Raw genomic sequence first — 26,620 nt, forward strand, 5'->3', positions numbered from 1 at the left:
CCCTTCGGGGCCGCGGAATCGACCATCGAAGGGGCCGGGCTTCATGCTGCTGATCGCAGGTCTGGGAAATCCCGGCCCCCGCTACGCCGGAAACCGCCACAATATCGGCTTCATGGCGCTGGACGAGATCCATCGCGACCCGTCCTTCTCGCCCTGGTCCCGTAAGTTCAAGGGCGAGATCTCCGAGGGGCGCATCGGCGCCGAGAAGGTGCTGCTGCTCAAACCGCAGACCTTCATGAACGCCTCGGGCGAAAGCGTCGCCGCCGCAGCCGGCTTCTACAGGATCGACCCCGCATCCATCATCGTCCTGCACGACGAACTCGACCTGCCGCCCGGCAAGGTGCGGGTGAAGACGGGCGGCGGGCACGGTGGCCACAACGGGTTGCGGAGCATCGACGCCCATCTCGGCCGCGACTATCGGCGCGTGCGCCTTGGCATCGGCCACCCGGGCACCAAGGAACTCGTTTCCCCCTACGTGCTCGGCGACTTCGCCAAGGTCGACCAGGAATGGCTGCGCCCGCTTCTGGAAGATGTGGCGCGCAATATGGGTCTGCTCGCTTCCGGCGACGATTCGGGCTTCATGAACCGGCTTTCCGGCTCCGGAACGGTCGCCAGGCGGCAGGAGGCGCCGCCGGAGGAGCCTACGGCGAAGCCGAAAGGCGCCAGCCATATCCGGCAGGCGCGGGGCGCCGCCCCGCAGCGCATTCCGACGAGCGGCCCGATGGCCGACATGCTGAAGCGGATTTTCAGCAAGGATTGAACAGATAAAGGCCCCTTCCCGGCCGCTCGGCGGGGCCATCGGATGAGAGTGCATCATGGGTTTTCGCTGCGGTATCGTCGGTCTGCCGAATGTCGGCAAGTCCACCCTCTTCAACGCGCTCACCAAGACGGCGGCTGCGCAGGCCGCGAATTACCCGTTCTGCACTATCGAGCCGAATACGGGCGATGTCGGCGTTCCGGATCCGCGCCTTGCCGAAATCGCCAGGATCGGCAAGTCCGCCCAGATCGTGCCGACGCGCATCACCTTCGTGGACATTGCCGGCCTCGTGCGCGGCGCATCCAAGGGTGAAGGGCTCGGCAACCAGTTTCTTGCCAATATCCGCGAAGTCGACGCCATCGTGCACGTGTTGCGCTGTTTCGAAAACGACGACATCACCCATGTCGAAGGTCGGATCGACCCGGTTGCAGACGCCGAGACCGTCGAGACCGAACTGATGCTGTCAGATCTCGAAAGCATCGAACGCCGCATCGTGAACACCCGTAAGCGCGCGGCCGGAAAGGACAAGGAGTCCATCGCCCAGTTGCCGGTGATGGAAGCGGTGCTGGCCAAGCTTCAGACCGGCGAGCCCGCACGCACGCTGATCGCCGGCTTCGACGCCGACGAGCGGAGCCAGCTACGCAATCTGAACCTCCTGACATCCAAGCCCGTGCTGTACGTGTGCAACGTAGCCGAAGAGGATGCCGCGACCGGAAACGCCTATTCGGCCGCCGCCGCCGCCATGGCGGAAAAGCAGGGTGCGCGCAGCGTCGTCATCTCCGCCGCCATCGAGGCCGAGATCGCCCAGTTGCCCGACGAGGAGGTCGGGGACTATCTGGAGGCCATGGGTCTGACGGAGCCCGGACTGGATCGGCTTATCCGCGCCGGCTATGACCTTCTCGATCTCATCACCTATTTCACGGTCGGGCCTAAGGAGGCTCGCGCCTGGACCATCCTTCGCGGTTACAAGGCGCCGCAGGCGGCCGGCGTCATCCACACCGATTTCGAGAAGGGCTTCATTCGGGCCCAGACCATCGCCTATGAGGATTTCGTGCGGCTGGGAGGAGAATCCGCCGCAAAGGAGGCCGGCAAGGCGCGGGACGAAGGCAAGGAATACGTCGTCCATGACGGCGATATCATGATGTTCAAGTTCAACGTCTGACGCGCGCCCCAGGAGGAACCGGCCTTGCAGATGTTCGAGGATTTCCCGGTTGGCACGCGCCTGCCGATGGGCCCCTATGAGGTAACGCGCGCAGAGATCGTCGCCTTCGCGCAGGAATACGACCCGCAGCCCATGCATCTCGACGAGGAGGCCGCAACCGACAGCCTTCTCGGCGGCCTATCGGCCTCGGGCTGGCATGTCTGCGGCATGATGATGCGGATGATGTGCGATGCCTTCATCCACACATCTTCCTCGCAGGGCTCACCCGGCGTCGACTTCGTCAACTGGCTGGCGCCGGTGCGGCCGGGCGACAGCCTGACGGGGGAAACCGAGGTGCTGGACGCGCGCGGCTCTGCCTCCCGCCCCCATATCGGCTTCCTGAAGCTGCGGACATGGCTGGCGAACCAGGACGGCGAACGGGTGATCGAAAGCGAGTACAGCGTGATGCTGCGGAGGCGCGAGGCAGCATGAGCTTCTACGACGATATCGTCATCGGTGAGCCGATAGAGCTTGGCGCGCATCTCTTCATGGCGGAAGAGATCGTCCGCTTTGCGCGTGCCTTCGATCCGCAGCCATTCCATCTCGACGCAGAGGCCGCGAAAGCCAGCCTGTTCGGCGGCCTTTGCGCTTCCGGCTGGCATACGACGGCCGTGTTCATGAAGCTCAACGTGCGGTCGATGGCGGCCATTGCCGCTCGGCGCGCCGCCGCAGGGCTGGATCTGCCCGTATGGGGCCCCTCGCCCGGTGTCCGCAACATCAAGTGGCTGCGGCCCATCTTTGCCGGCGACCGGATTGCCTATCGAACGACGGCGACCGCCAAGCGCCTGTCGAAAAGCCGGCCCGGATGGGCCTTGGTCGACAGCCATGTCGATGCAGCCACCGAGGACGGAAAGCCCGTCCTGAGCTTCGACGCGTCGGTCTTCCTTCGCGTCATCCCGGATCAGGCCATTTCATAAACTCCCACTCCGGATCGACGAACGTCACCCAGACAAGCGATCGCGATCGGAACATGGCGAAATGTAAAAGGGGCCGCGAGGGCCCCTTTTGTATTTCGGCGATACGGCTGGCCGCTTAGAGCGCTTCCGCTCTAGTGCGGGATCTTGGCCCAAACCCGGCGCTTCACCGCATAGAGCATGCCGGCGAACACGACGAGGAAGATCATCACCACGAAGCCCAGTGCCTTGCGTTCCACGAGGTGCGGCTCTGCCGCCCACATCAGGAAGGCCGAGACATCGCGCGAATACTGCTCCACCGTCTCGGGCGACCCGTCGCCATACGTCACCTGGCCATCGCTGATCGGCTGCGCCATGGCGAGCGCCGAAGAAGCAATGAAATAGGGGTTGTAATGCGTACCGGGCTGCAGTTCGAGGCCGGCGGGCGGCTCTTCTCCGTAGCCGGTCAACAGCGCGTGGATGTAGTCCGGGCCACCTTCCGCATACTGGGTGAAGATGTCGAACACGAAGGTGGGGAAGCCGCGCTCCACAGCCCGCGCCTTGGCGATCAGCGAGAAGTCCGGCGGATGCGCCCCGCCATTGGAGGCGGCAGCCGCTTCCGGGTTGGGGAACGGCGCGGGGAAATGATCGGACGGGATTCCGGGCCGCTCGAACATTTCGCCGTTGGCGTCCGGACCGTCCTGAATCTGGTATTCGGCTGCGAGGGCACGGACCTGCGCATCGCTGTAGCCGAGGGCTTCTAGGTTGCGGAAGGCGACGAGATTCAGCGAGTGGCACGAGGAGCAGACCTCGCGATACACCTGCATGCCGCGCTGCAGCTGGCCCAGATCCCACTTGCCGAACGGGCCGGCGAAGCTCCAGTCCATATGCTCGGGTTTCCTGAGCGGATAGTGCGGCGTCGCGTGCTCTTCCTCGGCGGCGGCATGGGCTTCGCCCTCCTGCTCGCCGGAGACGGTATTGACGCCGGTGGAGGAGGCGGGCGCCTCACCCGGGCCGGGCGCCTCGACGGCAGGGGTCTCTGCTGCCGGGGTCTCTGCCGGGGCAGGCTCTGCGGTCTGCGCGAAGGCAGGCAGGGGCGCGGAAAGAACCGCCGCCGCAAGGAGTGCTGATAGAAGCCTTTTCATTGCAAGTTCCTTCGTGCGCTTCATCAGCCTTTGGCCACCGCTTCGGCGTTACCGTGACGGGCGGCGTGCCTGGCCAGCACGGCTTCCGTTATCGACGCCGGGAGCTTCTTCGGGGTCTCGATCAGGCCCAGAACCGGCAGGACGATCAGGAAGTGTCCGAAGTAGTAGATCGTGCCGATCAGCGACAGCAGGGGATAGATGCCCTCGGCCGGCCGCGAGCCGAGCCACCCGAGGAAGACCGCGTTGATCGCGAAGATCCAGAAGAAGACCTTGTAGACCGGACGATAGGCCGTCGACTTGACCTTGGACGTGTCGAGCCAGGGCAGGAAGAACAGGACGATGATCGAGCCGAACATCACCAGCACGCCGCCCAGCTTGGAATCGATCGGGCCGATGTTGAAGGTGATCGCCCGCAGCATCGCGTAGAAGGGCAGGAAGTACCATTCGGGCACGATGTGCGCCGGCGTCTGCAGCGAGTTGGCCGGAATGTAGTTGTCCGGATGGCCCAGGTAGTTGGGCAGATAGAACACGAAATAGGCGAAGAAGATCAGGAAGAAGACCATGCCGAACGCGTCCTTGATGGTCGCGTAGGGGGTGAAGGGGACCGTGTCCTTCGGGGTCTTGACCTCGACTCCGGTGGGGTTGGTCTGTCCGGCTACGTGCAGCGCCCAGACGTGCAGCACCACGACGCCCGCGATCATGAAGGGCAGCAGGTAGTGCAGCGCGAAGAAGCGGTTGAGCGTCGGGTTGTCGACCGCGAAGCCGCCGAGCAACAGCGTCTGGATCGGCTCTCCGATGACCGGGAAGGCGGTGAAGAAGCCGGTGATGACGGTGGCGCCCCAGAAGGACATCTGGCCCCACGGCAGCACGTAGCCCATGAAGGCGGTCGCCATCATGAGGAGGAAGATGATGACGCCGAGAATCCAGAGGATTTCGCGCGGGGCCTTGTACGACCCGTAATAGAGGCCGCGGAAGATGTGCAGGTAGACGGCGATGAAGAAGAAGGATGCGCCGTTGGCATGCATGTAGCGCAGCAGCCAGCCCCAGTTCACGTCGCGCATGATGTGCTCGACCGAATTGAAGGCGACGTCCACGGATGCGGCGTAATGCATCGCCAGCACGATGCCGGTGAGGATCTGCGCCGCCAGGAACAAAGTGAGGATGCCGCCGAACGTGTAGGCGTAATTCAGGTTGCGCGGCGTCGGATAGGCGACGAACGAATCGTAGACGAGGCGCGGCAGCGGAAGCCGCGAGTCGATCCAGCGGGTAAGACCGGTGGATGGAACATAGGACGAGTGACCACTCATGATTGCAGCGTTTCCCCCTCGTCAGCCGATACGGATAGTCGTGTCATTGGTGAATTCATAAACCGGAATATGCATGTTTTCCGGTGCCGGCCCCTGACGGATACGTCCGGCCGTGTCGTAGTGCGAGCCGTGGCACGGGCAGTACCAACCGTCGTAATCCCCCGCCTGGCCAAGCGGAATGCAGCCGAGATGCGTGCACACGCCGATCATGACCAGCCACTGCTCACGTTCCGGAACGGCCCGGTTTTCGTCGGTGGCAGGCGCATCGGCGGAAAGATTGGCGTTGCGCGCCAGAGGATCCTTGAGTGCGGCGAGCGGAACCTCTTTCGCTTCCTCGATCTCGGCCGGCGTGCGCTGGCGAACGAAGACGGGGCGGCCGCGCCATTTGGCGGTGATGGACTGGCCTGCGGCGATCTGGCTGACATCGACGTCGATCTGCGCAAGCGCCAGCGTCGCCGCATCGGGGTTCATCTGGTCGATGAAGGGCCAGGCCAGCGCCGCGGCGCCCACGGCGCCCGCGGCGCCCGTCGCGATGTAGAGGAAATCCCGGCGGGTGGGTTCCGATGTATGGTCAACGCTCACGGCCAATCATGCTCCCTCAGGCTCGCCGGCGCGAACCGGCACTGTCGGCCGGCAGGAAAACGATTCGCCCAGATGCGTGAATCCGCATGGCCGAAGGTCCGCAGACCGGCGGGTTTTCTTAAGCGGCCACTTGGAACTTGTCCAGACTATGGCTGCATATCGGCGGCATTATCCGCGGCCTGTGGCGCGTCGGCGCACTCCAGGAAACCGCCGACCTGCCGATGCCACAACTGCGCGTAGATCCCGTCCGCGGCCAGGAGCTGGGCATGGGTGCCCTGCTCCACGATCCGTCCCTTGTCCATCACCACCAGGCGGTCCAGCGCGGCGATGGTGGACAGCCGATGGGCGATGGCAATGACAGTCTTCCCTTCCATCAGCCGGTACAGGTTCTCGGCGATGGCGGCCTCGACCTCGGAGTCGAGCGCCGAGGTCGCCTCGTCGAGGAGCAGGATAGGTGCGTCCTTCAGCATCACGCGGGCGATCGCGATACGCTGCCTCTGCCCGCCCGACAGCTTGACGCCCCGCTCCCCGACCTCGGCATCGAGGCCGCTGCGGCCCTCCCTGTCCGAGAGGCTTGCGATGAAGCCCTCGGCCTCGGCGCGCCGGATGGCGCGCAGGAGATCGTCCTCGTCGGCATCCGGGCGGCCGTAGAGAACGTTGTCGCGGATCGTGCGGTGGAGCAGCGAGGTATCCTGCGTGACCATGCCGATCTGACGGCGCAGCGATGCCTGGGTGACGCCGGCGATGTCCTGCCCATCGATGCTGATTCGGCCGGAGGACACATCGTAGAAGCGCAGGAGAAGGTTGAGCAGGGTGGACTTTCCGGCACCGGAGCGGCCGACCAGCCCGATCTTCTCGCCGGGACGGATCGTCAGCGAAAAATCCTCCACCACCGGGCCGGCCGGCCTGTGCGGCAGGGCCGCGGCATAGGAAAAGGAGACCTTGTCGAACACCACTTCGCCCGCCGTGACGCGCAGTTCCGCGGCATCGCGCCTGTCTTCCAGGGCGACGGGCAAAGTGAAGGTGGAGATGCCGTCGCGGATGGTGCCGATGTTCTCGAACAGGGCCGACACCTCCCACATGATCCATTGCGACATGCCGTTGAGCCGCAGCACCAGCCCGGTGGCGACGGCGATGGCGCCGACGGTCAGGAACTCGCCGAGCCACAGGCCGATTCCCACGGCCGCGACCGAGAAGAGAAGCAATGAATTGAGAAGGTAGAGGCAGACATAGAAGGCCGTGATCAGCCGCGCCTGGCCGTAGACGGTGCCCAGAAAGCCGCGCATCGAGTCGCGCGCATGGTCGGCCTCGCGCCGCGTATGGGCGAACAGCTTGACGGTGCCGATATTGGAATAGGCGTCGACGATCCGCCCTGTCATCAGCGCGCGGGCGTCGGCCTGATTTTCCGCCACCACCATCAGCCGCGGAATGAAATAGCGCAGCATCGCGACATACAGGACGAGCCAGCCGATGAAGGGAAGCGTCAAACGCCAGTCCGCCGCGGCGATCAGCACGACGACGCCGGTGAAGTAGACCGTCACATAGAGCAGCACCTCGATGCCCTTCATCACGGTTTCGCGCACTGCCAGCGCCGTCTGCATGAGCTTGGTGGCGACGCGGCCCGCGAATTCATCGTGGAAGAAGCCGAGGGACTGGTCGAGGAGCCAGTTGTGCACCGTCCAGCGGAAGCGCATCGGAAAGTTGGCGAAGATACCCTGGAAGGTGAACAGGCACTCCACCAGCACCAGCGCAGGCAGCAGCACCAGGATAACGACGGCCATGCCGGCGAGGGTCCAGCCCTGCTCTGCCATGAAAACTTCGCGCGGGGTGGAGGTGAGCCAGTCGACGATCGAGCCGACGAACGAGAACAGCATCACCTCCAGCACCGCCACCATGGCGGTCAGCGCCGCGACGGCAAGGAACACCGGCCAGAGAGGCCGCACGTAATACCAGACGAACGCCATCAGGGATGCCGGCGGCCGGCGGCCCCCGGTATCGGGGAAAGGATTCACCAGCCGCTCGAACTTCCGGTACATGCCCTCGAATCCTTCGTCTCGTCTTCTGTCGTGACGCGCCATCGTCTATCAACCCGGCATGACAGTTTCCATCGCCCTCTACCAGCCGGACATCGCCGGCAACGCCGGCACGATCCTTCGGCTGGGCGCCTGCATGGGCGTACCCGTCGAGATCATCGAACCTGCCGGCTTCGACCTGTCCGACCGAAATCTGCGGCGCGCCGGCATGGACTACCTGGAATTGGCGACGCTGCGCCGCCATGTCGAGTACCCGGCCTTCGACAAGGCCCGCCGCGAAGCCGGCCGGCGCGTGATCCTGCTGACGACGAAGGCGACGCGCGCCTACACGGACTTTTCCTACGGCGCGCAGGATATCCTGCTGTTCGGCCGCGAAAGCGCCGGGGTTCCCTCCCATGTGCACGACGCGGCCGATGCCCGCCTGACCATTCCGATGGCGGCGGGCGCACGCTCCTTGAACCTTGCCGTCAGCGCGGCCATGGTGCTGGGCGAAGCGTTGCGGCAGACGCGCGGCTGACGACGAAACCGAAAGAAGGCAGGCCACATGACGATTCTGGTAACCGGCGGCGCAGGCTATATCGGCAGCCACATGGTCTACGAACTCCTCGACAGGGGCGAGACGGTGGTGGTTCTGGACCGGCTGTCCACCGGGTTCGACTGGGCTGTCGCCCCCGGCGCCGAACTGGTGGTGGGCGATATCGGCGACCAACCGATGGTGGAGCGCCTGATCGCCGACCGCGGCATCGATTCGATCATCCACTTCGCGGGTTCCGTGGTGGTGCCGGACTCGGTCGCGGACCCGCTGGAATACTATCTCAACAACACTGTACGCAGCCGCAGCCTCATCGCCGCGGCGGTGGCCGGCGGCGTCGACAACTTCATCTTCTCGTCCACGGCCGCAGTCTACGGCTCGCCCGAGGCGGTCCCGGTGACGGAAGCCGCGCCCAAGGCGCCGGAATCGCCCTATGGCGCGTCGAAGCTGATGACGGAGCGCATGCTGGAAGATGTTTCCCAGGCGCATGCGCTGCGCTACGCGATCCTGCGCTATTTCAACGTGGCGGGCGCCGATCCGGACGGTCGCACCGGCCAGTCGACGCGCGGCGCCACGCACCTCATCAAGGTCGCCTGCGAGACCGCGCTGGGCAAGCGCGACGGCATGAAGGTGTTCGGCACGGACTACCCTACGGCGGACGGCACCTGCGTCCGCGACTATATCCATGTCACGGACCTTGTCGGTGCGCATGCCGGCGCGCTGGACTATCTGCGCAGCGGCGGCGACAGCACGGTGGCCAATTGCGGCTATGGCCGCGGCTATTCGGTGCTGGAGGTGCTGGACACGGTGCGCGACGTGGTCGGGCGGGACTTTCCGGTGGAAACGGCGGGCCGCCGCCCGGGCGACGCGTCCGCCATCGTGGCGGATGGCAGCCGGGCCCGCGCGCTCTTCGACTGGACCCCGCGCCACGACGACCTGCCCGGCATCGTCCGGAACGCCCTTGCCTGGGAAGAGAAGCTCATGCGGCGCAACACGCCGTAAGAAAATTCGTGCCGGACATCAATCAAGGTTAACCAGTTCTCAACGCAGCCGCGGCCATCATGGGCGGATGGACTGGCCCCCGGGCCATCGACAGAGCGTGAGCCGCCAATGCCCCAGAACAGGATGGAATCCGGCAAGAGCCGTGTCCGCGTCAACCTCGTGCTCGGCATCTTCCTTGCCGCGCATGTCGCCATCGTCGGGCGGCTGGTGGATTTCGCCTACAGCGAGCCGGCGGTGCCCAATTACGGCATCGCCGCGCCCTCCACGGCGCGGCCGGACATACTGGACCGCAACGGCAACATCCTGGCGCGCGACCTCGCCACCTTCTCCGTCTACGCCGAGCCACGCCGCATCGTGGATGCCGACGAGGCGGTCGAAAAACTGCTGACGGCCATGCCGGACCTGAACGCCAAGTCGCTCTACCAGCGGCTCAGCGGCAAATCCGGCTTCACCTGGATCAAGCGGTCGATCAACCCCGCCAAGCAGCAGGAAATCCTGAATCTCGGCATTCCGGGCATCGGCTTCCGCGAGGAGGTCAAGCGCCTCTATCCGAACGGACCCGCGGCCGCGCAGGTGCTCGGGGCGGTGAATGTGGACAATGTCGGCATCGCCGGCATCGAGAAATGGATCGACACATCCGGCCTCGGCGTGCTGCGCACAACCGGCATGCGCTACGAGCGCGCCGACCTCGACCCCGTGCAACTGTCCATCGATCTCTATGTCCAGCACGCCTTTACCGACCAACTGGCGAAGGAGATCGAGAAATACGAGGCCGTCGGCGGGGCCGGCCTGCTGATGGACGTCACCAATGGCGAGGTCCTGTCGCTGGTGTCCCTGCCCGACTTCGATCCCAACGATCCGACACAGGCGCTCAAGAAGGAAAACATCAACCGCATCAATGTCGGCGTGTACGAGATGGGTTCCACCTTCAAGGCGCTCACCACCGCCATGGCGGTCGACAGCGGGCAGTTCAACCTGCGCTCCGTCATCGACGCATCCAAGCCGCTCAGCTTCGGGCGCTTCGCCATCCGCGACTATCGCGGCGAGTACCGGCCACTGAACCTTCCGGAAGCCTTCCTGGTGTCGTCCAACATCGCCTTCGGCAAGATGGCGCTGGCCGTCGGCGTCGAGAAGCACAAGGCCTTCCTGGCCAAGATGGGCGAGACGACCCGCCTGACCACGGAACTGCCCGAGAGCGCAGCTCCCATCGTGCCGAAGCGGTGGACCGACGTGAACACCGCCACCATCGCCTTCGGGCACGGCCTTGCCGTTACGCCCCTGCAGGCGGCAACGGGCGTGGCCGGCCTGGTCAATGGCGGCCACCTGATCCGCCCGACATTCATCAAGGGCACGCCGGTCGCCGACCGCATGATCGCCGACAATGTCGTGGCGCCGGAAACAAGCGAGACCTTGCGCTACCTGATGCGGTTGAACGCCGTGATAGGCTCGGCCAAGCGCGCGAACGTTCCGGGTTACTTCATCGGCGGCAAGACGGGAACGGCCGAAAAGGTCGTCAACGGCCGCTACGACAAGTCGCGCGTGATGACGTCCTTCATGGGCGTCCTGCCGGCCAACGACCCGAAATACCTGATGCTGGTGATCCTGGACGAGCCGAAGGGATCGAAGGAGACCTATGGCTTCCGCACCTCGGGCTGGAACGCCGTGCCGGCCGGCGGCCGCATCTTCGAACGGATCCTGCCGCTGCTGCACCTTGCGCCCGTCTACGACAATCCGCCGGACCCCTTCCCGGTGGCGACGCGGCAGAATGCCTACGGCTACCAGAACGTATTGCCGCAATCGGCCGCGCGCTAAATAGCGAGGCCGTCTTCCGAAAACAGGTAGACATGGGCAGGGTCGACGGAAAGATCGACCCTTGCGCCCGCCTCCAGCCCCGGCCGGCCGGGCGCGACGGCGGTGATCATGTCGCCGCCGGGCGGCCGCGCATAGATCTGCGTCGCCCCGCCGAGATTCTCCGAAAAGTCGACGACCAGCGACAGCGCCGGTGGACCGCCGAGGTGAAGGTGCTCGGGCCGAAGACCCACGATGGCGCGCCCGCCCCGTTCGAGGCTGCCGGTGGATCGCGCCAGCCGCATTTGCCCCCCGGAAAAGGCCGGGTGCGCCAGCGTCACCGCGCTCTGTCCCGCTTCCACGACGTCGGCAGTCAGGAAGTTCATGCGCGGCGAGCCGATGAAGCCGGCGACGAATAGATTGGCCGGCCGGTCGTAGAGTTCGGTGGGCGTGCCGACCTGCTCCACCTTGCCGGCACGCAGCACCACGATACGGTCGGCCAGCGTCATCGCCTCGATCTGGTCGTGCGTCACATAGACCATGGTGACGCCGAGCGCCCGATGCAGGCGGGCGATCTCCACCCGCATCTGGGTGCGCAACTCGGCGTCGAGGTTGGACAAGGGCTCGTCGAACAGGAACAGCTTGGGGTCGCGCACGATTGCGCGGCCGATGGCCACGCGTTGCCGCTGGCCGCCGGACAGCTGGCGCGGCTTGCGCTGCAGCAGCGGTTCGATCTGCAGGATGCGTGCCGCCTCGCCCACCTTGCGCCGGATCTCGTCCTTCGGCGTCTTCACCATGGTCAGGCCGAAGGCCATGTTGTCGAAGACGGTCATATGCGGATAGAGCGCATAGCTCTGGAACACCATCGCCACCTGCCGCAGGGCAGGTTCCACATCGGTGACCACGCGCCCGTCGATGGAGACGTCGCCGCCGGTGATCTCCTCCAGCCCGGCGATCATCCGCAGCAGGGTGGACTTGCCGCAGCCGGACGGACCGACGAAGACGACGAACTCGCCCTTCTGCGCCGAGAAGCTGACACCCTTGATGACCTCGTGGTCGCCGTAGGATTTCGTGACATTGTCGAGGGCCAGGAAGGACATGGCTCAAGCCTCTGCGTGTTCGATGCCGTCTTCGGCCAGCAGGCGCCGGGCGACGGCTTCGTCGGTGACGAGATGGGTGACGGTGGGCCCCAGAAGAGTGGCCCGTATGATGGGGTGCTTGTGCAGCCCCCCGGACGCGAGGATGCGAACGGGAATGGCCGCGAACGTATCGGGCGACAGGCCGACGACGCGTTCGCGCAGCGAATGGTCCACCGGCCGCCCGTCGACGTCCAGGAAGGTGCCGAGCACGTCGCCTACCGCACCGGCCCGTCGCAGGCCTTCCAGTTCGTGCGCCACGATGCTGGTGGAGGCGAGGATGGATCGGGACGAAAGGTCGCCCGCCGAGATCATGGCGATGTCCACTGCGGACGCACGCGCAAGCACCTCCTCCAGCCCGGGATGCGACAGCAGCGCGGCGCGGATGTCGGTGCTCGGGCAATAGATGGGCGCAGCCAGGTAGTGGCATTCGGCGGCGATGCGGTTGGCGACGGCCGTCGCCACGCCGATCGTATTGATGCCCGAGCCCCGCGTCAGGCTGCCCATCAGCGTCACCACGTCGGCGTCGGCCAGCCTGCGGGCGGTCAGGTTGCGCACGCCGGCCCACAGGGTGCGGCCCCAGCCGAGGCCAAGGTCCACGCCCGGCTGCAGCATGGTGTCGAGCAGCGTGCCCGCCGCCTCCCCCACGGCGCGCTGGGTCTCCTCGACCGAGTCCAGCGCCGGCACGACGACGGCTTCGGCGAGGCCGAAGCGCTCCCGAAGCGCCTCGGCCAGCGCGATGCAACCGGCGATGGGTATGCGAATGTCGAAACGGACAAGTCCGTCGGCGCGCGCCTGCCCGATGATGCGGTTGACGCGAAGCCGGGTCAGACCCAGCTTTTCAGCCACCTGCTGCTGCGTCATTCCGCCGACATAGTAGTACCAGACGGCACGCGCCGTCAGTTCGCCGCCTTCCGGCAACGACCCGTCGGAAGCGATGCCGCCTTCCGCGACGCTCATTTGGTGGCGCCCATGGTGAGGCCGCGGACCATGTGGCGAGAGACGAGGATGGCGAAGATGGTGACCGGCAGGACGATCAGCGTGCCCGTCGCCATGATCTTGCCCCAGGGCAGTTCGTAGCCCGACATGAAGCTGGTTGCGATGACGGGCGCGGTCTGCACGTTGCGGCGCGTCAGCACCAGCGCGTACATCAGTTCGTTCCATGAGAAGATGAAGCTGAAGATCGCGGAAACGGCGATGCCCGGCACGCCCAGCGGCACGTAGATGCGGCGGAAGATGGTGAACTGGCTGGCTCCGTCCAGCCGCGCCGCCTGTTCCAGCTCGCCCGGGATGGAGCGGAACTGGTCCGTGCAGATCCAGACGACGATCGGCAGGTTGAAGGTCAGGTAGATCAGCACCAGCACCGCATAGCTGTCGAGCAGACGGAGCTGGTTTGCCAGAAGATAGACGGGCAGCGCCAGCACGATGGGCGAGACCATGCGGTTGGAGATGAACCAGAACCAGAGATCGGATTTGCCGCGAAAGTCGAACCGCGCCAGCGCATAGGCCGCAGGTGTTCCCAGCAGCACGGCGATGGCGGTGGTTGCGCAGGCGACGATGAGGGAGTCGCCGATGGAAGACAGGACCCGCGGGTCGGCCAGGACGGCGCGATAATGGTCCAGCGTCGGGTTGAATATCCACATCGGCGGCGAGGCCAGGAGGTCCGATTGTTGCTTCAGGCTGGAAGAGACCATCCAGTAGAAGGGAAACAGCGTGAAGACGATGACGGCCAGAAGGCCCAGCGCGTGCAGGGCGCGCGAAAGCGGCGAGGTCATCACTCGATCTCCCGGTAGAAGAGGCGGATGTAAAGCCGGCTGATGATGATGGTGAAGATGAGCAGGATGATCGCCTGCGCCGACGCAAGCCCCATGTCGAAGATGCGGAAGCCCACCCGCTGGATATAGACGGAGACGAGGTCGGTGGCCGAGCCCGGACCGCCGCGCGTCATCACGAAGACCATGTCGAACAGCTTCAGCACGTCGGCGGACCGCAGGATCAGGATGGCCGTCAGCCCCGGCAGAAGATAGGGCAGTTGCACATGGCGCAGCAGGGCGAGCCTGGACCGCGTTTCCAGCCGGGCCGCCTCCTCGATCTCCACGGGCACCATCGACAGCCCGGCCAGGAAGATGAGCGCGCAGAAGGGCGTCCACTGCCAGATGTCCATGACCACGATGGCGGTGAAGGCCCCCGCCGGAGAGCCGAGCCAGTTGAAGCCCGGCAGTCCGAACCACCCGATGATCTGGTTGGCCACGCCGAAGTCGCCGTTGAAGATAAGGCGCCCGATCAGGCCGACGACGGCATAGGTGGTCGCCAGCGGCACCACCAGCGACACCCGTGCGAAGGCGCGCAGGAAGCCGAGTCCCGGACGGTGCAGCAGCAGCGCCACGAATAGGCCGAGCGCGATCTGCACCGGCAGCGCCGTCACGTAGAAGCGCAGCGTCAGCAGCAGCGCGTTCCAGAAGGTGGAATCGTTGAAGACGGCGACGTAATTGTCGAAGCCTATGAAGGGGAACCCGTCTCGCGGCCGCGTGATGTTGTAACGCCGAAACGACGTAACGAGCGCGAAGAGCAGCGGATAGATGCCGACCGCCAGCAGCACGAAGATCGACGGCGCCAGAAACCACATAGGTGTGAAGCGCCCGTAGCCTCTGTTCGGTTTTCGCGTTTCGATGGTCATCCGCCTGCCCTATTCCAGGTTGGTGTGCCGCGCGCGCATGGCGCCGGCATCGACGGAGAGACGCTTCGCCAGGGCCAGGACGGCCATCTCGAAAAGGATGAACTCGGCCCCCTCGAACAGCGAGCCCATCGGCAGCACGGATGCGCCGCCGACATCGTCCGCCATCGTCTGCGCCGGCACCACCAGCACGATGTCGGCCAGCCGCGCGGCGCTGCCGTCGGGATTGGCTGTGGCGAGGGCGATGCGCGCACCCGCCGCCCTCGCCACGCCCATCAGCCCGTCTACGGTGGAAAAACCGCCGGGCCCGGCCGAAACGACCAGAAGGTCGCCCGGCCCGATGGACGGTGTCGTCATGTCGCCGACCATGGAAACGTCGAGCCCCAGATGGAAGAGGCGCATGGCGAAGCCCTTGATCGCCAACCCCTCGCGGCCGACGCCATAGAGGGCGATGCGGCGCGCTAGGGCGATGGCGTCGACGAAGGCGACGAAGCCGCCCTCGTCCATCCGGTCCAGAGCCGCGCCGATCTCGTCCAGCGCGGCCCGATAGGGGCCAATCGTCGTCGGCACTATTGCAGCAGCGCCTTATCGCCGCCGTAATACCCTTCCTGTTCCAGCACCTGCTCCATCCGCTGGCCGATCTCCTTGGCGCCGTTTTCCACCGTCACCTCGCCCAGCATCATCTTGGTGCCCCATTCGGCGACGATCTCCGAGATGGCCGGCCACGCGGGGAAACGCGGACGGAATTCCGGCACGCCCTTCTGCCACGACGCCACCATCGGCTCGACGAACTGGTACGTCTCCCGGACTTCGGGATCCTCATAGACCGCGGTGCGGCCGGAGACGCCGCCCGCATCCACATAGGCCCGCGCGATGTCTTCCGAGGTCGCCCACTGGATGAACAGCCAGGACGCCTTCTGAAGATCCTCCGGCGCCTGCGAGGCGACGGCCAGCGAGAAGCCGCCCAGCGCAGGCAGGCGGCCGGCCGGGCCCTCCGGCTCAGGCGCCACGGCGAGGCAGTCGCCGAGCGTCGACGTCGCAGGGTCGGCCAGCGTGGAGTAGAAGGACGACCATTCGGTGATCATCGCCACCTGGCCCTGCGCCAGCGCGTTGACGGCCTCGTTGTGATCGTAGCTGACAATGCCTTGCGGCATGTACTGCATCAGCTCCTGCCTGAAGTTAAGCCCGGCCTGGCTGCCCTCGCTCATCAGGTTCGAGCGGAACTCGTCGTTCAGGAGCGAGCCGCCGAAAGGCCACAGCACCCGCATGAAACTGTCGGCCGACTGCGTCTCGCCGCGGCGCGACTGCAGTGCGAAGGCGAACTTGCCGTCCTTTGTCAGCTTGGGGCCGTATTCGTCCTTCAACTGCGTCCAACTATCCGGCGGTCCGTCGAAGCCGGCCTCCTCGAGCATGCAGCGATTGTAGAAGAGAAGGCCCGAATAATTGTCGAAGGGCAGTCCGTAGACGGTGCCGTCCCAGGTGCCGAACGCATCCAGGAGCAGCGGGAAGAACCCTTGCAGGTTCAGCTTCGGATCGGTGATCTCGGGATCGCCGGTAAAATTCTCGACGGGGACGATCCAGCCGTTCTCGGCAAACTCGCCGATCCAGACCAGGTCGACCAGGGCGATGGTCAGGTCTCCCATCGAGGTGAAGTTGAGAACCTGCCGCTCGCGCGTGTTCTCATAGGGGACGATTTCGTAATTGACCTTGATGCCCGTCGCCTCCTCGAACTGGGGCAGCAGATCTATGATCGCGCGGTAGCCCGGCCGATCCAGGAAAATGACGCTGATCTCGGATCCCCTGTAGGGCTCCGCCGCCTTTTCGAGGCTCCAGCCTTCTCCTTGCGCCATGGCGTGCGGAGCCGCGCAGGCAAGCGCCGCCACGCTGGCGCAGGCCAGCAAGAACTGTCTCATGATTTCCTCCCGGTACGATCGCGCTCCCGGCGATCTATACCGAAGGTTAAGATACAAACTTGCGGTTGTGAAGAGATTTTGTAAAAACGGAAATACAAAATATCACCCGGTGGGAGGGCGACGATGGATCTGTCTGGCAGGCGCATACTCGTGACCGGCGCCGGAAAAGGCATCGGGCGTGCCACTGCCCTTCTGCTGGCTCGCCTGGGCGCGCGCGTCGTCGCCGTGGGGCGCACCGCAGCCGACCTTGAAAGCCTTTCCGGCGAAACCTCGTGCGAGACCGTCCAGGCCGATCTGGCCGACTCAGAGGCCGTCGAGGGACTGATCGCCCGTGCCGGAAAGGTGGACGATCTGGTCAACTGTGCCGGCACGACGACGCTGGAGCCGGCAATGGATTTCCGCCTGGAGACGTTCGAGGAAATCATGGCCGTCAATGTGCGGGCGCCGCTGGCGCTGTCGCGCGATTTCGCGCGACAGGCGATAGACCGCGGTGCCGGCGGAAGCATCGTCAACGTGTCCAGTATCGCGTCCACCGTCGGCATCCGCGACCACCTCGTCTACTGTGCCTCCAAGGGCGCGCTCGATGCGGCCACGCGCGTGATGGCGCTGGAATACGGGCCGCACGGCATTCGCGCCAATGCCGTCAACCCGGTCGTGACGCTGACGCCGATGGCGGTAAAGGCCTGGAGCGACGCCGACAAGGCAAGGCCGATGCTTCAGCGCATCCCGATGGGGCGCTTCGTGGAGCCGGAGGAAGTTGCCGAGGCGGTCGCATTCCTGCTCGGCCCGGCGGCGGCGATGCTGAACGGCATCTGCCTGCCCGTCGATGGCGGCTTCACTGCCGTCTGAGCCATCACGCCCCAGTGCCCTCCCCGACATCGAGCGCCGTCAGGAGCCATTCGGTGAACAGGCGCACCTTGCGCGGCACAGGGCCGGGCGGCGCGCAGAGCCAATAGGAATGCCCGTTCCGAGCGATATGGCGGAAGGGCGCGAGCAGGCGCCCTTCCGCCCGCTCGGCCCGGTAGAAGAAGGGTGTCAGGATCGCCGCTCCGTTGCCCGCCATCGCAGCCATGGCTTCCAGGTGCTGCGAACCCATGGTCGAGGCTCGCCCGGACGAAGGCGGCCTGTGAACGCCGACCTCGTCAAACCACTGATCCCACCATGGGTCTCCCGGATCGATCAGCGGAAAGCCCGCAAGGTCCGACGGCGTCGAGAGCTGGCCGAACCGTTCCAGGGCGGCCGGAGAAACCATGGGCGTGAACTCGACAGGCAGCAGCCGCGTCGCCTGCATGGCGGCCCAGCCGCCCGGCCCGGAGCGGATGGCCACGTCGAAACGCCCGGAGCCGAGTTGTTCGAGCGCCGTCGCCGCCTCGATGCGCACGGCGATATCGGGATGGGACATCTGGAAGACGCCGATGTGCGGAGCAAGCCATTGCGAGGCGAAGGTGGGCACCACCGTCATGGAGAGAACCTCGGTGCGCTCGGCCGCGGCCCGCGCGAACGTCTCGGACAATTGGCCGAACGCCTCGCGAACGCCGGGCGCCAGCAGGCGCCCTGTCTCCGTAAGCTCGATATGGCGATGGCGGCGGTGGAACAGCTTTCCCACCCGGTCTTCCAGAACCTTGATCTGGTAGCTGACCGCAGCCTGGCTCATCCCCAGTTCGTCGCCGGCCCGACTGAAGCTGAGATTGCGCGCGACCGCCTCGAAGACGCGAATGGCAGACAAGGGCGGCAACGTGGACATGCTATCGAACCACCTTATGCCAAGAGGGCGAACTTCGATTGGTCATGGCATAAGCACCGAGGCATTGTCCATGCATCAGGGCAGCATGGACACACGGACATGATCGTATCTTTTTTTCATCACTTATCGAACGCCTTTATCCGTCGCCTGCTCGACGGCCCCCGTAAGCTGCGCGAGGAAGACCTCCCGGAACGGACCCGGCGCGACATCGGCCTCCTCGACGGCCGATCGGGCCCGCATCGTCAACCGGGCGGCCAGGCCAGCATGTCGCAATGGCCTACGACGCAAGAGGCATCGTCCAGATCGACGGCCGAAAGGCGGTGCGACAACCAGGCATCGAGCATGCCCTGCGGCAACGACGCGTCACCGCCGAGGGCGGCGGCATAGCCGTAGAGATAGGCGCGTTGCAGGCCCGCGTCCCCGCGTGTCAGGATCCAGTCGGAGGGCGCCAGCAGGACGTTCATGCCCGCATCGCGCAACCGCGCGGCAAGATAGGGTGCGGCATCCGGGCCCAGAGCCGGCCCCAGCCCCTTGTCGGTCCGCTGATGGGTTTCGAAAGCCGAACACACTTGCCGATCCGCCGCGTGTCCGGGTTTGAACGATACGCGGCCATCATGCGTGAGGGCGGCATAGAGAACCGAGCCGCTTGCCTTAATGCGCGCGACGAAGGCGTCGATCCAACGCGCCGAGCACAGGTCGAAGAGAGCCGACGCCGTCACCAGCCCGCGGTCCGGCACCGGTATGCGGGCAATTTCGACAAGGTCCAGCGATCGGTAATCGACATTCGGCCTTGGGCCGATCTGCCGCTCCGCTTCGTCCAGCAATGCGGCATCCCTGTCGGCCATCGTCCAGCGGAGGCCTTCGGCCATCTCCATCGGCATCGCCCGCCATGTCGCCCCGGTTCCGCACCCCAGATCGACAGCCTCCTCGATCGATCGTTCGCGGCGGACGGCCGCGAGACGCGACAGAAGGCCGGCGTCACGGGCACGCCGGTCTGCCGGTTCGCGCAGGGACAGCCAATCGGGCGTGAAATCACCGCTCACAATTCGGCCTCGTACCAGGCGCGTGCGACATGGGATTCATGCAGTGTGATCCGTAGCCGACGGACAGGCGCACCTGCATCGCCCATGGCGCCATCGGCGATCGCCGCGGCAAGTCCATCGAAAATGTGCCGGGCAATGGCCTCGGTGGTCGATACCTTGCCCGCGAAGGCGGCAGAGGCATCCAGGTTGGCGTAGTTCAAGGGTTTCAGCACGCTCGACAGCAGGTCGCCGGCGCGACCGATATCGACGGCGAGCCCATCCCGGTCCAGATCGTCCGTGAAGAACGCCGCATCGACGACGAAGGTCGCTCCGTGCATCGCCTGCGCCGGGCCGAAGACCGGTCGCGGAAGGCTGTGGGCGATCATGATATGGTCACGGACTTCGACGGCGTACATGAAAGCTCCTTCAATAGCGGACGCAATGGCAAAGGGTGGACGGGTCGGCAAGGATGCCGGCATAATCGGTATCGAGGCTGTCGAACGCGCTTTGCCCGGCGACCAGACAATCCAGCCGGGCATCCGCCAGAAGCGCCAGCGCCGTTTCCAGCCGCCGTCTCGACGGCCAGCGCGGGGCCCGCGACGGACACACGGAGCCGACCTGCGAGCTGGCGATCGTCAGGCGGCGGGAATGAAAGGCTCCGCCGAGGGACAGTTCCGCCGGCCGGCTGCCGTACCAGCTGGCTTCCACGATCCGCGCCTCGAAGCCGGCGATCTCCATTGCCTCGCACAAGGCGTCACCGGACCCGGTCACGTTCACCACGACATCGCAATTCGTCCGCCCGGTCGCGGAGCGCGCGAAGGCGATGCCGAGGGCATGGGCGGTTTCCTCGCGGCAGGACTGGCGGTCGATGACGATGACGTCCGTCGCCGGAATGCGCGCCGCCAGATATGCGACGAGGCAGCCGACCACGCCGGCCCCGAAAACGGCGACCCGGTCTCCCGGCAGGATATTGGCATCCCAGACGATATTGAGCGCCGTTTCCATGTTGGCGGCCAGAACCGCACGCCTGTGCGGCAGACCCTCCGGCACCGGCACGGCGTCTGCTAACGGTATGCTGAAGACATCCTGATGGGGATGCAGGCAGAAGACGGCCTGGCCCGCCCTGTCCGGCATGCCGTCGACGATTTCGCCGACGACGGCGTAGCCGTATTTGAGCGGAAAGTCGAAGCTGCCCTGCATGTGGGGCCCACGCATGCCCTGCCATTGCCCGGGCGGAACCCGGCCGTCGAAAACCAGCCTTTCGGTGCCACGGCTGATGCCGGAATAGGATGCGCGCACGATGACCTCGCCTGGCCCGGCATGCGGCGCCGGCTCCTGGCGCAGCCGCGCCCTCCCTTCGCTTTCCAGCCACAGCGCCCGCGCCATGCAATCTCCCCCGATGCCCGTCGGCCTTCGCCGCTCCGTGTCAGGCACGATAAGATTGGGCGGTGCAGGCAGAAGGCAAAGCGACGATGCGCCCTATCTCTCCGGGCAGGATGGGCGCGGCGAAGGAGCAGGCGGTCTGGCAAGGTTTTCCGTATTCGTCGGGCTCGTGCGCTCGCTGGTCATCTACCGTGCCCGCCCCTGGAAGGATCGCGCGCTCCGGCGCTTTTTCGGCAGCTTCGTGAACCGGGGCGACCTCGTCTTCGATGTCGGGGCGCATGTCGGCAACCGCAGCCTCGCCCTGGCGCGACTGGGCGCCCGCGTCGTCGCGGTGGAGCCTCAGACGCTTTATGCCGACCTCCTGGAACGCAGCATGGGCCGGCGCCTCGTCGCGGTCGAGCGTTGCGCTCTCGGTGCGGAAGCCGGAACCACGACGCTGCACGTTTCGTCCAGACATCCGACCGTCTCCACGATTTCGCCGGGTTACATCGCCCGGGCATCGCTCGCGACGGGCTTTCGCAACGTGCGATGGGACGAGCGGCGACAGGTGGAGGTGCACACGCTGGACATACTGATCGATCGCCATGGCCTGCCGGCCTTCTGCAAGATCGACGTGGAGGGCGCCGAGGCCGACATCCTGGCAGGTTTGAGCCGTCCGATCCCCGTGATCGCCTTCGAATACGTTCCGTCGGTCCGGTCGGTGGCCCTGGAGGCGATCGACCGGCTCGCGGCACTAGGCGATTATCGCTTCAACCGCGTCGTCGGCGAAGGCGATCGATGGGCGAACGCCGCATGGTGCGACGCGGCGTCCATGCGGCGGCAAATCCTGGATCTGGCCGATGAGGCGCAGTCGGGCGACATCTATGCCGCCCGACGCGGATCGCCCGTCAGCGCGGCTGTTTCGCCGGCTGCAGGGTGATGGCGTGCGCGGTATTGGTTTCAACCGCACCGCGGCTGTACAACAGCGGCACGTAGGCCCCGGCGGCCCACAACGGCGCCATGTCACGGTAATGCTGGCTGGCCGGATCTCCCGATTGTCCGGGCGTGTTGATGGTGCGGCTGGCGTCCCAGTTGCCGACATCCAGTACCATGCGGAACGAGGCTCCTGCCCGCAGGGAAAAGTCCGGATTGTAGCTCGCGGCGCGTGGCGTGCTGGCCGACCCGCCCATCGCCAGCGGGCCGACGCTCATCTGCGCCTTCTGCGCATCGTTCAGCATCGGCGCGATGTCGGGAACGAACATGGCCTGGTGGATATCGCCCCATCGCCAGGTGGCGGCGTCGTCGCCCATCAAGGTCCGGGCCCTGGCGGTCGCCTCCGAAAGGGCCGAGGCAAGGATGCCGTCGCGCGCTGCGGCCGGATCGGCACCGAGGCGGGCATCCGGCTCTTCCAGAAGATCGAGAATGGCGCCGATGTCGCCCTCTTCCATGATCGGGCGTGCGCCTTCGGGCGCGGCCACCGCGATCGTCTCGATGCCGAGCGGCCCATCGACCATGATTTCGCCGATCGCTGCCGCGCCGCTATCGACGCCGACGACCCCGTCCCAGGCCTTCAGAAGCCGCAAGGCGGACTGTTCTGCCTCGCTTGCTCCTGGCGGCAGTTCGAAATCGGCATAGAGGGCGGCGACACGGCGGCCCACCATGCTGCCATCGTCGTTCTGCAGGTCCATCGCGTCCTTCAGCGTCATGCGGTCATTGGCCGACAGGACTTCGACGATGCGTTCGTAGCGGCTGGGGTTGGCCCATTCGAAGCCGATCGGTTTCTCCGCCACGGGAAAGTCGTCCGGCAGGTTCATCTGGTTTGCGGTCGCGAACCAGCCCTTGGCCGGGTTATAGCTTTCCGGAAGGTCGGCCCGGGTGAAGAACTCCCATTCGTAGCGCCCGTCGCCCGGCACGGGCAGCAGCCCATCCCAGCTATCGCGTTTCGGCGTCATGCCGGCGGCGACCCAGCCGATATTGCCGCTCGTATCCGCATAGACCTGGTTTTCCGACGGCGCGGCAAAACGGTCCATCGCCGTGCGGAACTCGTTCCAGTTCTTCGAACCCATGTAGTCCGACGAGCCGAAATAGGCGGACGTCCCCGGCTCCAGCCAGATGGTGCGCAGGGCAAAGGCGCGGTCCGCTTCCGCATCCACCTTCAGGACAGGCCCGTGCCGGGTGAAACGCAGTTCCACCTCTTCCGGCTCGCCGTTCCTGACGCCGACCGACTGCGTCTCGACGCGCATGTCTTCCCAGCCGTCGCCATAGCGGTACTGGTTCGGATTGTCGGGATTCAGCTCGTAGACGTAGAGGTCTTCCTGGTCGATCGAGAAGATGGTGAGGCCGAACGCGATCGTGCCGTTGTGACCGATGGAGATTCCCGGCAGTGCCGGCTCTCCCGCGCCGATCACGGACAGGCCCGGCGCATCGAGATGCACGATGTAGCGCAACGAGGGTACGCCATGCGTCCGATGGGGATCATTGGCCAGGATGGGGCGCCCGGTGGCGCTCCGCTCCGGCGCGATTACCCAGTTGTTGGAACCGATGACGTCGCGATTTTCCTGAGAAAGCGTCAGGAACTCCCGCTCGATCAGCGCCGCATCCCGCTCGTCCGGTGGGGCGAAGTCGACCGATTTCGTCGCCAGCCGGTAATCGGCCAGGACGTCGGCGGGCACCTCGCATGGGTCGAGACCTTCGGGAATTTTGGTCGTCCATTCGGGTTGCAGCTTGCTGCGCAGCCTGTCGACCTCGAGATCGGCCGCGCAGGCCACGCGGGCACGCAAAACCTCGTAGGTCGCGTTCCGGGTCAGGCCATGGCTGCGGATTCGCACCACATCCTCCACGTTCCACGGCTCCGGCCGCGTGCCGCTGACGCGGAACTCCACCGGCATCTCGCGTTTGCCCGACAGTACCTCCTCCACGAAGGCATTGACGCCGGCGACGAAGGCGTCGGTCTGGTCCTTCGCCTTGGGCCCGTAGGCGGCCCACTCCGCATCCATGTCGCCGGTGTACAGGAACAGGCGCGCCGCCCTGTCCTGCGCCACGTAGCGCGGCCCGAAGCTTTCCGACAGTCGGCCCAGCCCGCGCTTGCGCCAAAGGTCGATCTGCCAGAGGCGGTCGCGCGCGGCGTTGTAGCCCTGCAGGAACAGAGCATCGCGCTCGCTGTCCGCATAGATGTGCGCGATACCCCAGTGGTCGATCAGGATTTCGGCAGGCGCATCGAGGCCGGCGACGCTTCGCGCCTCCCGGCCGACGGCCCCCGACATCTGGGCGAAGGCGGGCACGACGCCACCCAGGCAGGCCAGCGCCGCGCCAAAGGCGAGACTTCGCATAGTCGACATGAAACGCACCTCCCAATGCATTCGTAAGCCAGGATGACGACCTTACGGGGTCAGTGCAATTCTGCAACTCATGGGTGCAAACTCATGCTTCAGACGCAGGCGACTTGCGCGATCTTCACGGATGGCGGCATTCAGATTGCCTTTGAATACCAGCCTGATTAGATGCTGCACGCAGCCGAAGCCCTTTGCCGCGCATTCTGAAATGCCGACGATTTTGAGAGAGACTATGACCAAGAAGGCGTTGATCACCGGTATCACGGGTCAGGATGGAGCGTATCTTTCGCAACTGCTGCTCGGCAAGGGTTATGAGGTTTACGGCATATTGCGCCGATCCAGCACGGCCGACGTCAATGATGTTCGCCTGAAGTGGCTCGGTATCGCCGACAAGGTTCGTTTGCTCGATGGCGACCTTCTCGATCTGTCCGGGATCATGCGGACGGTACGGGAAACGAAGCCCGACGAAGTCTACAATCTCGCGGCTCAATCCTTCGTCAAGTCATCCTGGCAACAGCCCATCCTGACAGGTCAGGTTACGGCGCTGGGCGTCACGAACATGCTGGAAGCCATTCGGATAGAGCGCCCGGAAGCTCGCTTCTATCAGGCATCCTCATCGGAAATGTACGGCATGATCCAGGAGGATATGCAGTCCGAGACAACGCCATTCTATCCCAGGTCGCCTTATGCGGTCGCCAAACTCTACGGCCACTGGATCACGGTCAACTACCGCGAGAGCTTCGGGTTGCACGCGTCCAGCGGCATATTGTTCAATCATGAGTCTCCGCTGCGCGGCATCGAATTCGTAACCCGAAAAGTTACTGATGCTGTTGCGCGTATCAAGCTCGGTCTCGCATCCGAATTGAGACTCGGCAACATCGATGCCAAGCGCGATTGGGGTCATTCGCGTGATTATGTCGAGGCGATGTGGCTCATGCTCCAGCAGGATGTTCCGGACGACTATGTGATCGCGACGGGGCGCACCGTCACGGTCCGTGATATGTGCCGGATAGCCTTCGCCCATGCGGGGCTATCCATGGAAGATCACCTCGTCATCGATCAGAATCTCTTTCGCCCGGCTGAGGTCGATATTCTGCTCGGCAATCCAGCGAAGGCGAAAGTCAGGCTCGGTTGGGAAGCGAGCACATCGCTCGAGGACATGATCGTCGAAATGGTCGATGCCGACATAAAGCGACTTCGACGACACTGATCGGGTCTCCGGAGCATTCGATGGTTAAAGCGCGTGTAGCAGTAACTGGCGCATCCGGCTTCGTCGGGCGATGGCTTATGGCGCATTTCAGGTCGATGGAAGTTGATGCCGTTCCCTTTTTCGACAATGCCGGCGCTGGCCTCGAGGATGCGGCCGGCATCAGGTCGATCCTGGCGAAGCTTCAGCCGGACGCCGTCGTGCATCTTGCGGCGGTGGCAGCGCCGGCGGATGCTCGCAAAGCGCCCGTGGCCGCGTTCAACACAAATCTGATCGGGACGTTGAACCTCGCGTCGGCCATCCTGGATGTCCGTCCGCAGACACGTATGATCTTTTCCGGCAGTTCCGAGGCATACGGCAGATCATTTGCCACGATCGCCGAACCGCTCGATGAGAACGCCCCACTCGAGCCACAAACCCTTTATGGCGTAACGAAGGCGTCGGCCGACATGCTGCTGGGCCAAATGGCGGCTGATGGATTGAATGTCGTTCGGTTCAGGCCGTTCAACCACACCGGTCCGGGACAATCGGACTCTTACGTCGTGCCGGCTTTTGCGCGCCAGATCGCCCGGATCGAGGCGGGGCGGCAGAAGCCGATCATCGAGGTGGGCGATCTCGAGGCCGAGCGGGATTTCTCGGACGTCCGCGATATCGTGCGAGCCTACGCGCACGCCGCCACCATGGCCGAACCGCTCCCGGCGGGCATCGCTATCAATCTCGCGAGCGGCATACCACGCCCGATCTCCCTCGTTCTAGACCGATTGAGAGAGATGAGCCGGACATCGATAGAGATCAGGGCGGATCCAATGAAATTCGGCGCGGTCGGCACGCGCCGTGCCGTTGGGAACGCAACTCGCGCGAATGGCCTTCTGGACTGGCGTGCCGAGATACCTTTCGAAAAGACGCTGCATGACGTTCTCGAGGCGTGGCGTGCCGAATCGCCAAGCCTAATCTAAGAGCCTGCAGCTACTAAGAACGCAGAAGGTTTGT

At 65.1% G+C, this 26,620-nt stretch carries 26 protein-coding genes; 11 read left to right on the forward strand and 15 right to left on the reverse strand.

What is annotated here, in order from left to right; all coding sequences use genetic code 11:
* Positions 1 to 43 precede the first annotated feature (43 nt).
* The 4 genes from pth to NDN16_RS00475 are packed head-to-tail and all read left to right on the forward strand — an operon-like array spanning position 44 to position 2,875.
* Positions 44 to 760, forward strand: a complete 717-nt coding sequence (gene pth, locus NDN16_RS00460; protein WP_251111657.1) for an aminoacyl-tRNA hydrolase — start codon at positions 44 to 46, stop codon at positions 758 to 760.
* Between the two features lie 55 nt (positions 761 to 815).
* On the forward strand, positions 816 to 1,919 hold the full coding sequence (gene ychF / locus NDN16_RS00465) for a redox-regulated ATPase YchF (RefSeq protein WP_251111658.1): 1,104 nt from the start codon (positions 816 to 818) through the stop codon (positions 1,917 to 1,919).
* A 30-nt stretch (positions 1,920 to 1,949) separates the two neighbouring features.
* Positions 1,950 to 2,390 carry a MaoC family dehydratase gene (locus NDN16_RS00470; protein ID WP_251112068.1) on the forward strand — a complete coding sequence of 147 codons (441 nt, stop codon included), beginning with the start codon at positions 1,950 to 1,952 and terminating at the stop codon, positions 2,388 to 2,390.
* Positions 2,387 to 2,875, forward strand: coding sequence for a MaoC family dehydratase (locus tag NDN16_RS00475; RefSeq protein WP_251111659.1), 489 nt, complete (start codon positions 2,387 to 2,389; stop codon positions 2,873 to 2,875). Before NDN16_RS00470 ends, NDN16_RS00475 begins: the two co-directional genes overlap by 4 nt.
* A gap of 131 nt (positions 2,876 to 3,006) precedes the next feature.
* Here the strand turns inward: NDN16_RS00475 and NDN16_RS00480 are convergent, their stop codons facing one another.
* The 4 genes from NDN16_RS00480 to NDN16_RS00495 all read right to left on the reverse strand — a co-directional run bounded on the left by NDN16_RS00480 (position 3,007) and on the right by NDN16_RS00495 (position 7,921).
* Positions 3,007 to 3,996, reverse strand: a complete 990-nt coding sequence (locus tag NDN16_RS00480; RefSeq protein WP_251111660.1) for a cytochrome c1 — start codon at positions 3,994 to 3,996, stop codon at positions 3,007 to 3,009.
* Between the two features lie 23 nt (positions 3,997 to 4,019).
* On the reverse strand, positions 4,020 to 5,306 hold the full coding sequence (locus NDN16_RS00485) for a cytochrome b (protein WP_353050185.1): 1,287 nt from the start codon (positions 5,304 to 5,306) through the stop codon (positions 4,020 to 4,022).
* Between the two features lie 18 nt (positions 5,307 to 5,324).
* Entirely contained in the window at positions 5,325 to 5,885 is a 561-nt protein-coding gene (gene petA / locus NDN16_RS00490) for a ubiquinol-cytochrome c reductase iron-sulfur subunit (protein ID WP_251111662.1), read from the reverse strand.
* A gap of 146 nt (positions 5,886 to 6,031) precedes the next feature.
* On the reverse strand, positions 6,032 to 7,921 hold the full coding sequence (locus NDN16_RS00495; protein ID WP_251111663.1) for an ABC transporter ATP-binding protein: 1,890 nt from the start codon (positions 7,919 to 7,921) through the stop codon (positions 6,032 to 6,034).
* Positions 7,922 to 7,979: 58 nt separating this feature from the next.
* On the opposite strand from NDN16_RS00495, the gene NDN16_RS00500 reads away from it, so the two are divergent.
* The 3 genes from NDN16_RS00500 to NDN16_RS00510 all read left to right on the forward strand — a co-directional run bounded on the left by NDN16_RS00500 (position 7,980) and on the right by NDN16_RS00510 (position 11,264).
* On the forward strand, positions 7,980 to 8,435 hold the full coding sequence (locus NDN16_RS00500; protein WP_251111664.1) for a tRNA (cytidine(34)-2'-O)-methyltransferase: 456 nt from the start codon (positions 7,980 to 7,982) through the stop codon (positions 8,433 to 8,435).
* Positions 8,436 to 8,462: 27 nt separating this feature from the next.
* Positions 8,463 to 9,452, forward strand: coding sequence for a UDP-glucose 4-epimerase GalE (galE, locus tag NDN16_RS00505; protein ID WP_251111665.1), 990 nt, complete (start codon positions 8,463 to 8,465; stop codon positions 9,450 to 9,452).
* 108 nt (positions 9,453 to 9,560) lie between these two features.
* Positions 9,561 to 11,264, forward strand: a complete 1,704-nt coding sequence (locus NDN16_RS00510) for a peptidoglycan D,D-transpeptidase FtsI family protein (protein WP_251111666.1) — start codon at positions 9,561 to 9,563, stop codon at positions 11,262 to 11,264.
* On the opposite strand, the gene NDN16_RS00515 is transcribed toward NDN16_RS00510, so the two are convergent.
* The 6 genes from NDN16_RS00515 to NDN16_RS00540 are packed head-to-tail and all read right to left on the reverse strand — an operon-like array spanning position 11,261 to position 16,963.
* Positions 11,261 to 12,340 carry an ABC transporter ATP-binding protein gene (locus NDN16_RS00515; protein WP_251111667.1) on the reverse strand — a complete coding sequence of 360 codons (1,080 nt, stop codon included), beginning with the start codon at positions 12,338 to 12,340 and terminating at the stop codon, positions 11,261 to 11,263. The two genes, NDN16_RS00510 and NDN16_RS00515, sit on opposite strands and share 4 nt — an antisense overlap.
* Before the next feature lie 3 nt (positions 12,341 to 12,343).
* Positions 12,344 to 13,336, reverse strand: coding sequence for a sugar-binding transcriptional regulator (locus NDN16_RS00520; protein ID WP_251111668.1), 993 nt, complete (start codon positions 13,334 to 13,336; stop codon positions 12,344 to 12,346).
* Positions 13,333 to 14,151, reverse strand: a complete 819-nt coding sequence (locus NDN16_RS00525) for a carbohydrate ABC transporter permease (protein WP_251111669.1) — start codon at positions 14,149 to 14,151, stop codon at positions 13,333 to 13,335. Before NDN16_RS00525 ends, NDN16_RS00520 begins: the two co-directional genes overlap by 4 nt.
* A complete protein-coding gene (locus tag NDN16_RS00530) occupies positions 14,151 to 15,053 on the reverse strand; it encodes a carbohydrate ABC transporter permease (protein ID WP_251111670.1) in 903 nt (300 codons plus the stop codon). Before NDN16_RS00530 ends, NDN16_RS00525 begins: the two co-directional genes overlap by 1 nt.
* Positions 15,054 to 15,062: 9 nt before the next feature.
* On the reverse strand, positions 15,063 to 15,620 hold the full coding sequence (locus NDN16_RS00535) for an SIS domain-containing protein (protein WP_353050178.1): 558 nt from the start codon (positions 15,618 to 15,620) through the stop codon (positions 15,063 to 15,065).
* The gene (locus tag NDN16_RS00540) at positions 15,620 to 16,963 is read right to left on the reverse strand and encodes an ABC transporter substrate-binding protein (RefSeq protein ID WP_251111671.1); all 1,344 of its coding nucleotides are present in this window, start codon (positions 16,961 to 16,963) and stop codon (positions 15,620 to 15,622) included. Before NDN16_RS00540 ends, NDN16_RS00535 begins: the two co-directional genes overlap by 1 nt.
* Positions 16,964 to 17,086: 123 nt before the next feature.
* Here NDN16_RS00540 and NDN16_RS00545 point away from each other — a divergent pair, with 123 nt between their 5' ends.
* Positions 17,087 to 17,812 carry an SDR family oxidoreductase gene (locus tag NDN16_RS00545; RefSeq protein WP_251111672.1) on the forward strand — a complete coding sequence of 242 codons (726 nt, stop codon included), beginning with the start codon at positions 17,087 to 17,089 and terminating at the stop codon, positions 17,810 to 17,812.
* A gap of 4 nt (positions 17,813 to 17,816) precedes the next feature.
* On the opposite strand, the gene NDN16_RS00550 is transcribed toward NDN16_RS00545, so the two are convergent.
* The 4 genes from NDN16_RS00550 to NDN16_RS00565 form a co-directional block, all read right to left on the reverse strand.
* Positions 17,817 to 18,707, reverse strand: coding sequence for a LysR substrate-binding domain-containing protein (locus NDN16_RS00550; RefSeq protein WP_251111673.1), 891 nt, complete (start codon positions 18,705 to 18,707; stop codon positions 17,817 to 17,819).
* 242 nt (positions 18,708 to 18,949) lie between these two features.
* Complete coding sequence (locus NDN16_RS00555) at positions 18,950 to 19,750, reverse strand: class I SAM-dependent methyltransferase (protein WP_251111674.1); 801 nt, start codon at positions 19,748 to 19,750, stop codon at positions 18,950 to 18,952.
* Positions 19,747 to 20,145, reverse strand: a complete 399-nt coding sequence (locus tag NDN16_RS00560; protein ID WP_251111675.1) for a 6-pyruvoyl trahydropterin synthase family protein — start codon at positions 20,143 to 20,145, stop codon at positions 19,747 to 19,749. Before NDN16_RS00560 ends, NDN16_RS00555 begins: the two co-directional genes overlap by 4 nt.
* 10 nt (positions 20,146 to 20,155) lie before the next feature.
* A complete protein-coding gene (locus tag NDN16_RS00565; protein WP_251111676.1) occupies positions 20,156 to 21,115 on the reverse strand; it encodes a zinc-dependent alcohol dehydrogenase in 960 nt (319 codons plus the stop codon).
* Between the two features lie 55 nt (positions 21,116 to 21,170).
* Between NDN16_RS00565 and NDN16_RS00570 the strand changes: the two genes are divergently transcribed.
* Positions 21,171 to 22,031 (forward strand): FkbM family methyltransferase, encoded by an 861-nt coding sequence (locus tag NDN16_RS00570; RefSeq protein WP_251111677.1) that lies wholly within the window; start codon positions 21,171 to 21,173, stop codon positions 22,029 to 22,031.
* Here NDN16_RS00570 and NDN16_RS00575 read toward each other — a convergent pair.
* Positions 22,000 to 24,429 carry a penicillin acylase family protein gene (locus tag NDN16_RS00575; protein ID WP_251111678.1) on the reverse strand — a complete coding sequence of 810 codons (2,430 nt, stop codon included), beginning with the start codon at positions 24,427 to 24,429 and terminating at the stop codon, positions 22,000 to 22,002. The two genes, NDN16_RS00570 and NDN16_RS00575, sit on opposite strands and share 32 nt — an antisense overlap.
* A gap of 226 nt (positions 24,430 to 24,655) precedes the next feature.
* Between NDN16_RS00575 and gmd the strand changes: the two genes are divergently transcribed.
* Together gmd and NDN16_RS00585 are read left to right on the forward strand one after the other, a co-directional pair.
* Positions 24,656 to 25,633, forward strand: a complete 978-nt coding sequence (gene gmd / locus NDN16_RS00580; RefSeq protein ID WP_251111679.1) for a GDP-mannose 4,6-dehydratase — start codon at positions 24,656 to 24,658, stop codon at positions 25,631 to 25,633.
* A gap of 20 nt (positions 25,634 to 25,653) precedes the next feature.
* Entirely contained in the window at positions 25,654 to 26,586 is a 933-nt protein-coding gene (locus NDN16_RS00585) for an NAD-dependent epimerase/dehydratase family protein (protein ID WP_285292260.1), read from the forward strand.
* The last annotated feature ends 34 nt before the right edge of the window (positions 26,587 to 26,620 follow it).

This window comes from Aureimonas altamirensis (assembly GCF_023702225.1).
Classification (GTDB): Bacteria; Pseudomonadota; Alphaproteobacteria; order Rhizobiales; family Rhizobiaceae; genus Aureimonas; species Aureimonas altamirensis_B.

Bases quoted from the DNA above. Each gene is read 5' to 3' on its own strand.
- ychF (WP_251111658.1), top strand. From the start codon at position 816: ATGGGTTTTCGCTGCGGTATCGTCGGTCTGCCGAATGTCGGCAAGTCC.
- NDN16_RS00510 (WP_251111666.1), top strand. From the start codon at position 9,561: ATGCCCCAGAACAGGATGGAATCCGGCAAGAGCCGTGTCCGCGTCAAC.
- gmd (WP_251111679.1), top strand. From the start codon at position 24,656: ATGACCAAGAAGGCGTTGATCACCGGTATCACGGGTCAGGATGGAGCG.
- NDN16_RS00565 (WP_251111676.1), bottom strand. From the start codon at position 21,115: ATGGCGCGGGCGCTGTGGCTGGAAAGCGAAGGGAGGGCGCGGCTGCGC.
- NDN16_RS00515 (WP_251111667.1), bottom strand. From the start codon at position 12,340: ATGTCCTTCCTGGCCCTCGACAATGTCACGAAATCCTACGGCGACCAC.
- NDN16_RS00585 (WP_285292260.1), top strand. From the start codon at position 25,654: ATGGTTAAAGCGCGTGTAGCAGTAACTGGCGCATCCGGCTTCGTCGGG.
- NDN16_RS00495 (WP_251111663.1), bottom strand. From the start codon at position 7,921: ATGTACCGGAAGTTCGAGCGGCTGGTGAATCCTTTCCCCGATACCGGG.
- NDN16_RS00475 (WP_251111659.1), top strand. From the start codon at position 2,387: ATGAGCTTCTACGACGATATCGTCATCGGTGAGCCGATAGAGCTTGGC.
- NDN16_RS00545 (WP_251111672.1), top strand. From the start codon at position 17,087: ATGGATCTGTCTGGCAGGCGCATACTCGTGACCGGCGCCGGAAAAGGC.
- NDN16_RS00575 (WP_251111678.1), bottom strand. From the start codon at position 24,429: ATGTCGACTATGCGAAGTCTCGCCTTTGGCGCGGCGCTGGCCTGCCTG.
- NDN16_RS00520 (WP_251111668.1), bottom strand. From the start codon at position 13,336: ATGAGCGTCGCGGAAGGCGGCATCGCTTCCGACGGGTCGTTGCCGGAA.
- NDN16_RS00540 (WP_251111671.1), bottom strand. From the start codon at position 16,963: ATGAGACAGTTCTTGCTGGCCTGCGCCAGCGTGGCGGCGCTTGCCTGC.
- NDN16_RS00480 (WP_251111660.1), bottom strand. From the start codon at position 3,996: ATGAAAAGGCTTCTATCAGCACTCCTTGCGGCGGCGGTTCTTTCCGCG.
- galE (WP_251111665.1), top strand. From the start codon at position 8,463: ATGACGATTCTGGTAACCGGCGGCGCAGGCTATATCGGCAGCCACATG.
- NDN16_RS00500 (WP_251111664.1), top strand. From the start codon at position 7,980: ATGACAGTTTCCATCGCCCTCTACCAGCCGGACATCGCCGGCAACGCC.
- NDN16_RS00560 (WP_251111675.1), bottom strand. From the start codon at position 20,145: ATGTACGCCGTCGAAGTCCGTGACCATATCATGATCGCCCACAGCCTT.
- NDN16_RS00550 (WP_251111673.1), bottom strand. From the start codon at position 18,707: ATGTCCACGTTGCCGCCCTTGTCTGCCATTCGCGTCTTCGAGGCGGTC.
- NDN16_RS00470 (WP_251112068.1), top strand. From the start codon at position 1,950: ATGTTCGAGGATTTCCCGGTTGGCACGCGCCTGCCGATGGGCCCCTAT.
- pth (WP_251111657.1), top strand. From the start codon at position 44: ATGCTGCTGATCGCAGGTCTGGGAAATCCCGGCCCCCGCTACGCCGGA.
- NDN16_RS00530 (WP_251111670.1), bottom strand. From the start codon at position 15,053: ATGACCATCGAAACGCGAAAACCGAACAGAGGCTACGGGCGCTTCACA.
- NDN16_RS00525 (WP_251111669.1), bottom strand. From the start codon at position 14,151: ATGACCTCGCCGCTTTCGCGCGCCCTGCACGCGCTGGGCCTTCTGGCC.